Annotated in this window: 7 protein-coding genes; 4 read left to right on the top strand and 3 right to left on the bottom strand. The window is 72.5% G+C overall.

Annotation, left to right across the window (positions count from 1 at the left end; all coding sequences use genetic code 11):
* Positions 1-272: 272 nt before the first annotated feature.
* On the bottom strand, positions 273-2351 hold the full coding sequence (locus COGEMETH_RS21480) for a M3 family metallopeptidase (RefSeq protein ID WP_238184680.1): 2079 nt from the start codon (positions 2349-2351) through the stop codon (positions 273-275).
* A 219-nt stretch (positions 2352-2570) separates the two neighbouring features.
* Here COGEMETH_RS21480 and COGEMETH_RS21475 point away from each other — a divergent pair, with 219 nt between their 5' ends.
* The 3 genes from COGEMETH_RS21475 to COGEMETH_RS21465 all read left to right on the top strand — a co-directional run bounded on the left by COGEMETH_RS21475 (position 2571) and on the right by COGEMETH_RS21465 (position 5359).
* Positions 2571-3461: an extensin family protein gene (locus tag COGEMETH_RS21475; RefSeq protein ID WP_238184678.1), complete on the top strand. Its 891-nt coding sequence runs from the start codon at positions 2571-2573 to the stop codon at positions 3459-3461.
* An 83-nt stretch (positions 3462-3544) separates the two neighbouring features.
* Entirely contained in the window at positions 3545-4675 is a 1131-nt protein-coding gene (locus COGEMETH_RS21470; RefSeq protein ID WP_238184676.1) for a L,D-transpeptidase family protein, read from the top strand.
* A 294-nt stretch (positions 4676-4969) separates the two neighbouring features.
* Positions 4970-5359, top strand: a complete 390-nt coding sequence (locus tag COGEMETH_RS21465) for a response regulator (protein ID WP_238184673.1) — start codon at positions 4970-4972, stop codon at positions 5357-5359.
* A gap of 4 nt (positions 5360-5363) precedes the next feature.
* Here COGEMETH_RS21465 and COGEMETH_RS21460 read toward each other — a convergent pair whose 3' ends face one another.
* Both COGEMETH_RS21460 and rsmI read right to left on the bottom strand, forming a co-directional pair.
* Positions 5364-5753, bottom strand: a complete 390-nt coding sequence (locus tag COGEMETH_RS21460) for a YraN family protein (RefSeq protein ID WP_238184671.1) — start codon at positions 5751-5753, stop codon at positions 5364-5366.
* Complete coding sequence (rsmI, locus tag COGEMETH_RS21455; protein ID WP_238184670.1) at positions 5740-6681, bottom strand: 16S rRNA (cytidine(1402)-2'-O)-methyltransferase; 942 nt, start codon at positions 6679-6681, stop codon at positions 5740-5742. The genes COGEMETH_RS21460 and rsmI overlap by 14 nt, the downstream gene beginning before the upstream one ends.
* A 327-nt stretch (positions 6682-7008) precedes the next feature.
* Between rsmI and COGEMETH_RS21450 the strand changes: the two genes are divergently transcribed.
* A complete protein-coding gene (locus tag COGEMETH_RS21450) occupies positions 7009-8265 on the top strand; it encodes a penicillin-binding protein activator (RefSeq protein WP_238184667.1) in 1257 nt (418 codons plus the stop codon).
* Positions 8266-8383 lie beyond the last annotated feature (118 nt).

The following is an 8383-nucleotide window of genomic DNA, read 5'->3' as shown; positions in this document are numbered from 1 at the left end:
GCCGGATAAGCCTCTGTTCCGGAACGCGATTTCCCCTCCCCCTTGTGGGGAGGGGTCAGGGGTGGGGGTGGTTCACGATGAAGCGTATCGGTGCCTCCTGCGCCACCCTCACCTCCGGCTCCTCCCCACAAGGGGGAGGAGAGGCCCCGCGGTCAGGCTGTGGCTCATCCCTGAAAGCGATGTGTCAATCCACCAGCCCGCAGAGGCGGGATGGCGACGCGCGCACCGGGATTTACCCCGGATCGCAGTCCATCAGGACCCGTTCAGGCCCCTCAGGCCGCCAGCCCACGCTTCTTCAGCAGCGGGTCGATGCTGGGCAGGCGGCCGCGGAAGCGGGTGTAGGCCTCGCGCGGGTCGCGCAGGTTGCCCGCCCCGTAGACGTAGGTGCGCAGGCGCGCGGCCGTCTCCGGGTCGAAGATGTCGCCGGCCTCGCGGAAGGCGTCGAAGGCGTCGGCGTCGAGCACCTCCGACCAGAGGTAACTGTAGTAGCCTGCCGCATACCCGTCGCCCGAGAAGATGTGGGCGAAGTGGGGCGAGCGGTGCCGCATGTTGATCTCGGCCGGCATGGCGATGCGCCGGAGCGCGTCCGCCTCGAAGGCGAGCACGTCGAGGCCGCCCTCCCCTTCGGCCGAGAGGTGCAGGGTCATGTCGACGATGGCCGAGGCGGTGTACTCGATGGTGGAGAAGCCCTGATTGAAGGTTCGGGCGGCCAGAAGTTTCTTCAGCAGGGACTCGGGCATCGGCGCGCCGGTCTCGAAATGGCGGGCGTGCCGGCGCAGCACCTCGGGCTGCTCCAGCCAATGCTCGTAGAGCTGCGAGGGCAGTTCCACGAAGTCGCCCGAGACGGCGGTGCCGGAGAGCAGCGGGTAGGTCACGTCGGACAGGAGCCCGTGCAGGGCGTGGCCGAACTCGTGGAACAGGGTGCGCGCGTCGTCGAAGGACAGGAGCGGAGTCTCGCCGGCCGGGGCACGGGCGAAGTTCATCACGTTGACGATGACCGGCGTCACCGTGCCGTTGAGGCGCTCCTGCGAGCGGAAGGCGCTCATCCAGGCGCCGGAGCGCTTCGAGGCGCGGGCGAAATAGTCGCCCAGGAACAGGCCGACCTCCGAGCCGTCGGCGTTGCCCACCCGCCAGACCCGCACGTCCGGGTGGTAGCGCGGCGCCTCGGCCAGTTCCGCGAAGGTCAGGCCGAACAGGCGCGAGGCCGTGTCGAAGGCGGCCTGGATCACGCCGTCCAGCGGCAGGTAGGCCTTGATCTCGCCCTCGTCGAGGTCGTGCTCGGCCCGCCGCAGCTTCTCCGCATAGTGGCGCCAGTCGTGGGCCTGGAGCGCGAAGTTGCCGCCTTCCGCCTGAACCAGGGCCTGGAGCCGGTCGCGCTCGGCTGCCGCCTGCCGGTGGGCCGGGGTCCAGACGTCGCGCAGCAGGTCCATCGCCGCGTCCGGGGTGGCAGCCATGGTGTCGTCGAGCTTGAAGTGGGCGAAGCTCGCAAATCCCAGGAGCCGCGCCCGCTCGGCCCGCAGGGCCACGATCTCGGCGATGAGTCCGCGGTTGTCGGTGGCGCCCCCGTTCTCTCCGCGCCGAATCCAGGCCTCGTAGGCTCGCTCGCGCAGGTCCCGCCGCGTCGAGAACACCAGGAACGGCTCGATCAGCGAGCGCGACAGGGTGATGACGTGGGTGTGGGCCCCGCCCCGCTCCCGCGCGGCGTCTGCCGCGGCCGCCCGCAGGAAGCCGGGCAGGCCGGCCAGGTCGTCCTCGCCTGAAAGCGGCAGCATGAAGCCGCTCTCGTCGGCGAGCAGGTTCTGGCTGAACTGCGTGCCGAGTTCCGACATCCGGGCCGCGATCTCGGCCATGCGCAGCTTGGCCTGCGGGTCGAGGTCGGCGCCCGCCCTGCGGAAACGGGTGCGGTAGCGGTCGAGCACCCGCCGCTCCTCCGGCCCGAGACCGTCCGCCTCGGCGTCGACGGCGGAGATGCGCGCCCACAGGGCCGGGTTGAGGTAGATCGCGCTGCCGTGGCGGGCGAGCCGCGGGCCGATCGTGCGCTCCACGGCCTGGAGGTCCGGGTTCGTGTGGCTGCCGGTCAGGTTGTAGAACACGCCCGCCACACGATCGAGGGCGAGGCCCGCCCGCTCCATCGCGGCGACCGTGTTGGCGAAGCCGGCCGGTGCCGGGTCGTTGGCGATGGCCGCGATCTCGGCGTCGTGGGCCGAGAGCGCCGCCTCGAAGGCCGGCATGTAGTGCTCGGGCCGGATGCGCTCGAAGGGTGGCAGCGCGTGGGGCGTGCTCCAGGCGGCTTCCGCGAAGGGGTTGTCGGCGGGCAGGGCGTCGAGCCCGGCGTCGATCGTGGCGCTCATTCCGGTCCTTGATGCGTTGTCGGGGTCCGGCGTCGAGATGGGGTCGACTGAGGCCCCCCGAAAGGCGTTCCTGGGACGAGGTCTACCATGGGGTGGTGGCGCCCCCGCAAGCCGCGAAGGCCGCCGGGCGTTGCCCACATGGCCTTGCCGAACGGCGCGGACCCCGTGATCGTGGCGCCCGCACCGGGTGCCGGGCGCCGCGGTGAAGGGCAGGAAACCATGCGTCTGCGTCGGACGAAGAACAGCCTGCCCGCGGCAAGCGGGCTCGCCCTCCTCCTGGCCCTGGGCGGTGCGCCGGCCACGCCGCGTGAGGACCGACCTCCGGAGGCCACGGTCCCCTTGCCGCCCGCGCGGCCCGAAGAACTCAAGCCGGCCCCTGCCCCGGGCCAGCCGTTGCAGGGCGCGCCCACACCCCCGGAGCGCCCGCCCGAACTGACGCCCGCCCCCTCGGCCGAGGCCCAGAAGCCCGAAGAGGCCCAAAAACCCGAGATGCCGGTGCCGCCGCCGACGCCGCCTGCCCGCCCACCCGAACTGTCGGGCGAGGCGGCGCTCGCCCTCAAGGTGGCGCCCCCCGACGACACCGCCTGCCGGGTGCGGCTCAAGCGCCTCGGCGTCGCCTTCGAGCCGTTGCCGCCGCTCTCCAGCGGCCAGTGCGGCGCGCCCCTGCCCCTGAAGCTGACGGCGCTGGCCGACGGGGTGGCGCTGCCGCAGCCGGCGATCCTGGTTTGCACCGCCGCGGAGGCCCTGGCGCGCTGGGCCACCGAGGTCCAGGTCGCGGCCGAGCGGGAGCTGAAGACGCCCGTCACGGGGATCGAGATCGGCACCTCCTACGAGTGCCGGGGCCAGAACCACGACGTGGAGGCCAAGCTCAGCGAGCACGCCTTCGCCAACGGGGTCGACGTGATGGGTTTTGCCCTCGCTGGGCGGCCCTCGATCCCGGTGAAGGCGATGCCGGAGGGCACCCCCGAGGGGCGCTTCCTCGACGACGCCCGCGCGAGGTCCTGCGGCTTCTTCCGCACCGTGCTCGGGCCCGGCTCGAACGCGGCCCACGCCAACCACTTCCACCTGGACGAGCGCGAGCGCAGCGGCGGCCACCGGCTCTGCCAATAGGGCGTGGCCCGCCGGAACGCGAAGGCGGGCCAGAGGCTTATTGAGCGCAGGGGCCGGACCGGCCCCAGAGGCTGAAGGCCGTCATGGCGCGTAGGTTTTCGATGCGGGCGGGCTCGGCTCTCCTCGCCCTGCTCTGGCTCGGCGGCGCGGGGCTGGCAGCCAAGGAATCGCCGGCCAAGGAGCCGGGCAAGGGTTCTGACAGGAAGGCGGAGGCGGCGCCCGCGGCCCTCACGGCCGAGGCGATCAACGGCGCGAGCCTCGACCCGGACGGCAAGCCCAAGCCCGAGGCAGCCGCCTCGCGCAAGAGGGGCGGCAAGCAGGCAGAAGCGCGCCCGGACCCGCTGCGGATCAAGGTCCAGGTCCTGCTCGACCGGGCCCGGTTCTCCCCCGGGGCGATCGACGGGCACGACGGCGACAATCTCAAGGGGGCACTCGCAGCCTTTTCCGCGGCGCGGGGGTTGCCGCCGGGCAAGGGGCTGAGCCCGGAACTGGTCCGTGCGCTCCAGGAGGCCGACGCGGCGCCGGTTGTGACCGATTACACCATCACCGAGGCTGACGCCGCCGGGCCCTACGTCGAAAAAATTTCGGCCAAGATGGAGGAGCAGGCCGATCTCGAGAGCCTGGGCTACACCAACGCCCGCGAGATGCTGGCCGAGCGCTTCCACATGAGCCGCGACCTCCTCTCCGCCCTCAACCCGGACAAGCCCCTGGACAAGGCCGGCACAGTGATCCTGGTGGCCGCCGTGACCCCTATGGGCACGGACAAGCCGACCGCCAAGGATCTGCCGCGGGAGCCCAAGGTCCAGCGCATCGAGGTCGACAAGGGGAGCCGCGACCTGCGCGCCTTCGACCGAGACGGCAAGCTCGTCGCCTATTACCCCGCCTCGATCGGCAGCGGCGAGAAGCCGGCGCCCAGCGGCGACACCAAGGTCACGAGCGTCGCCTTCGAGCCGACCTACACCTACAACCCGAAATACGCCTTCAAGGGCGTCAAGAGCCGGGAGAAGTTCTCGATCAAGGGTGGCCCGAACAACCCGGTCGGCCTCGTCTGGATCGACCTTGCCATCCCGAGCTACGGCATCCACGGCACGCCCGAGCCCGAGAAGGTCGGCAAGACCGAATCCCACGGTTGCATCCGCCTGACCAACTGGGCCGTGCGCGAACTGGCGATGCACGTGTCGCGCGGGGCGAAGGTGACGTTCAAGGACGAGTGAGCCGCCGCGCTGCGGGCATCCAAGCTTGGCAGATGCACGGTTGCCGCATCGGGCCGGAAAAATGTATCGCCTCGTAACATTGCGACGCCACGCCTTCGGCTGCACCCCGCTCGCGTGCTTGACACGCCTGGGTTTACGGGCGACGCCTCAGAAGTCCCGCGGGCCTTCGACAGGCCGCTGCGGGGCGTAGTTCCGGGCGGCGGGCCGCACCGGACACGACGCTCCGCGACGGGGCCAAGCCGCATGGCAGCGCTCCCGGCGACGGAGCGGATTCTGAAGGGAAGACAGCCCGGCGTGACTGCGGAAACCAACGACGATGTCCTCACCGGCATCCGCGTGCTCGTCGTCGAGGACGAGGCCGCGATCTCGATGCTGCTCGAGGACATGCTGCTCGATTTCGGCTGCACCGTGGTCGGTCCGGCCGCGCGCCTCTCGACGGCCCTGGAGATGGCCGAGGCCGAGACCTACACGGTCGCGATCCTCGACGTGAACGTGGCCGGCGAGCCGATCTACCCGGTGGCCGAGGCCATCGCCCGCCGCGGCCTGCCGCTGGTCTTCTCCACCGGCTACGGGGGGGCGGGTATCCGCGAGCCGTTCCGCGACCGCCCGGTGGTGCAGAAGCCCTTCAGCCAGGCCGACCTCAAGCGCACCCTGACCGGCGCCGTGAAGGCCGCCCAGGGCTGACTCCCTACAACCCCTCGATCGGGAACGCGTTGGGCAGGTGGACCGGCCAGCCGCGCGCGCCGAGGAAGACCGCGTCCGCCCGTAGGGTCAGGCCGGCCGCGAAGGGGTTGCGCGAGACCCAGGCCCGCACCGCCCGCGAGAAGCGCCGCCGCTTGTCCGCGCCGATGGCCTCCTGTGCCTCGGACAGCCGCGCGCGGGCCTTGACCTCGACGAAGGCCACGGTGGCGCCGCGGCGCACGATCAGGTCGATCTCGCCGCCGTTCAGGCTGACCCGGACCGCGAGCGGCCGGTAACCCTTCAGCATCAGGGCAGCCAGCGCCAGCCACTCGGCCCGGCGCCCGCGCAGATACGTGGCGCGCCGCCGCGCCGCGGTGCCGGGTTCAAGCCGCGCCATCGTCCTGCCGGGTGAGGGCCAGCGCGCGGGCATAGACCAGGCGGCGCGGCTGGCCGGTCTCGTCGGAGACGAGGCTGGCCGCGTCCTTGATCGAGTGGCGGGCGAGCGCCGCGCGCAGGGCCGCGTCGAGGCCGGCATCCTGCTCCTCGGTCCGCTCGGTCTCGGGGGCGGCGCCGATCACCACCACGATCTCGCCCCTGGGCGCGCCCTCCGCCGCGAACTCCGCGCTGAGGGAGCCGAGCGTGCCGCGCCGGATTGTCTCGAAGAACTTGGTCAGCTCCCGCGTCACGGCGGCCGGGCGCTCGGGCCCCAGCACCTCGGCGGCGTCGGTCAGCATCTCGGGCAGGCGGTGGGGGGATTCGAACAGCACCAGCGTGCCCGGCACCGAGCCGAGGGCGGAGAGCCGGTTGCGGCGGGCACCCGCCTTCTGCGGCAGGAAGCCCTCGAAGAAGAACCGGTCGGTCGGCAGGCCGGCGGCCACCACCGCCGTCATCACGGCGGAAGGGCCGGGGATGGGCGTGACCGCGATGCCCGCCTGGATCGCCGCCTGGACCAGCTTGAAGCCGGGGTCCGAGACCAGGGGCGTGCCCGCGTCCGAGACCAGGGCCAGGGCCTCGCCGGCGAGCATCCGTGCCACCATCCGCTCGCGCACAGCCGCGTTCGAGTGCTCGTGATAGGCGAGCAGCGGCGTGGTGATGCCGTAATGCATCAGCAGCGTGCGGGTGACGCGGGTATCCTCGGCCAGCACCGCGTCGGCGGCGGCCAGCGTCGCCAGCGCCCGGATGGTCACATCCCGCAGGTTGCCGATCGGCGTCGCCACCACGTGCAGGCCCGGCGCCAGGGGCTCGGCCTCGCTGGCGAGCCCGAAGGCGGTGAAGGTCGCCACGCGGGCAGTGGGGCGGGGCGGCGTGTCGAATCGCTGGGTCATCGCCGGCGACCTTGGCATGACGACCTTTGCGCGGCGACGGGGCCGCCGGAATTTCGCAAGGTGGGCAGGGCAATCGCTCGAAGTCGCCCCGGCGACTTCAGGGCGCGAAGAGCGCCCCGCGGAGCGGGTTTTTCGGGACGACTGTCCCGGAAAACACAGAGCGAAGCGAAAGCCTGAGCCCGCGGATGCGGGCGCCGGCGACTGAGGCCGAGAAAAAAGCCTGGGCAAGCGCTTACAAGCGATTGCCCAGGCAAGTCGCGGTGCGGCGCGTTTACTTTTCCGGTGCAGACTTTAAGCCTGCATCGTTCCGGCCGAAGGAGACCTGCGATGGCGCCCCTGACGCGCTCGCGAGCCCGCATCGCGCGGGCCGGCGCCGCTGCCGCTATGCTCGGCCCGCTCCTCGTGGCGCTGGGTGCCTGCGTCGGCGGACCAGATGCGCCCCGCGCGGTCCGCAACGCCCCCCCGCCCCAGGCGGACCTCGCTCCGCCGGTCGACCCCGCTCCCGGAGGACCGGTGTCCGCAGGCTCCGCCGGCACGAAGATCGGCAACGGCCCGGTCAAGCTCGCCCTGGTGCTGCCACTGACCGGCCAGGGCGCGGTCTTGGGCGCGGCGATGCGCAACGCGGCCGAACTCGCCTACGACGAGTCGCAGGCCCCCGACCTCCAGATCCTGGTCAAGGACGACCGTGGGGCTCCAGACGGCGCCCGCGAGGCCGCGCAGGCCGCCGTCTCCGAGGGTGCCGACATCCTGCTCGGGCCGCTGTTTGCCGCCAACGTCCAGGCCGCCGCGGTGCCCGCCCGCAACGCCGGAAAGCCGGTCGTCGCCTTCTCGACGGATGCGACGGTGGCCGCCCGCGGGATCTACCTCCTCAGCTTCCTGCCGCAGGCGGAGGTCGACCGGGTGGTCGAGGAGGCGGTCGCCGGCGGGCGCCGCTCCTTCGCCGCGCTCATCCCCGAGACCGCGTACGGCAACGCCGTCGAGGCCCAGTTCCGCGAGGCGGTCTCTCGCAAGGGCGCGCGGCTCGCCGGGATCGAGCGCTATCCGGCCGGCGCGCCGGGGCCAGCTATCGAGCGGTTGGCCGGCGTCATCACCGGGCCGGCTGCCCAGGCCGACACCCTGTTCATCCCCGAGACCGCGGACGGCCTGGCCGTCGTGGCCGGCGCCCTGACCAAGGCCGGCTTCTCGCCGGCCCGCGTCCGGCCGGTCGGCACCGCCCTGTGGAACGAGCCGCGCCTGTTCGCCCTGCCGGCCCTCCAGGGCGGGCGCTTCGCCGCCCCCGACCCGGCGGGCTTTTCCGCGTTCGCCAGTCGCTACCAAGCCCGCTTCGGGGCGAGCCCGCCGCGGGTGGCCGCACTCGCCTACGACGCCGTCTCCCTCTCGGTGGCGCTGAACCGCCAATACGGTTCGCAGCGCTTCGCCGAGGGCACCCTGACCAAGGCGGGCGGGTTCGCCGGCATCGACGGCACATTCCGCTTCCGCGCCGACGGCCTCACCGACCGCTCGCTCGCCGTCTACGAGATCCGCAACAACGGCGCGACGATCGTCGGCCCGGCTCCGCGGGCGCTGGCGAAGTCCGGGACCTGACCGGACCGCTCAGGCCGCCAGCGCCGCCACCACCGCGTTGAGTACCGGTGCGCCCCGTGGGGTGGCGGCGATGCGTCCATCGCCCAGGCGCGCCACGAGGCCGTCGCCGACGAGGGCC

Origin of the sequence: Methylobacterium trifolii (assembly GCF_022179685.1) — a bacterium.
GTDB classification, from domain to species: domain Bacteria; phylum Pseudomonadota; class Alphaproteobacteria; order Rhizobiales; family Beijerinckiaceae; genus Methylobacterium; species Methylobacterium trifolii.
The sequence above is the reverse complement of the archived record's forward strand: the minus strand, read 5'-3'. Positions and strand labels throughout refer to the sequence as shown.

Excerpts from the sequence above, each read along its gene's own strand:
- COGEMETH_RS21480 (WP_238184680.1), bottom strand. The coding sequence starts at position 2,351 with ATGAGCGCCACGATCGACGCCGGGCTCGACGCCCTGCCCGCCGACAAC.
- COGEMETH_RS21475 (WP_238184678.1), top strand. The coding sequence starts at position 2,571 with ATGCGTCTGCGTCGGACGAAGAACAGCCTGCCCGCGGCAAGCGGGCTC.
- COGEMETH_RS21470 (WP_238184676.1), top strand. The coding sequence starts at position 3,545 with ATGGCGCGTAGGTTTTCGATGCGGGCGGGCTCGGCTCTCCTCGCCCTG.
- COGEMETH_RS21460 (WP_238184671.1), bottom strand. The coding sequence starts at position 5,753 with ATGGCGCGGCTTGAACCCGGCACCGCGGCGCGGCGGCGCGCCACGTAT.
- rsmI (WP_238184670.1), bottom strand. The coding sequence starts at position 6,681 with ATGACCCAGCGATTCGACACGCCGCCCCGCCCCACTGCCCGCGTGGCG.
- COGEMETH_RS21450 (WP_238184667.1), top strand. The coding sequence starts at position 7,009 with ATGGCGCCCCTGACGCGCTCGCGAGCCCGCATCGCGCGGGCCGGCGCC.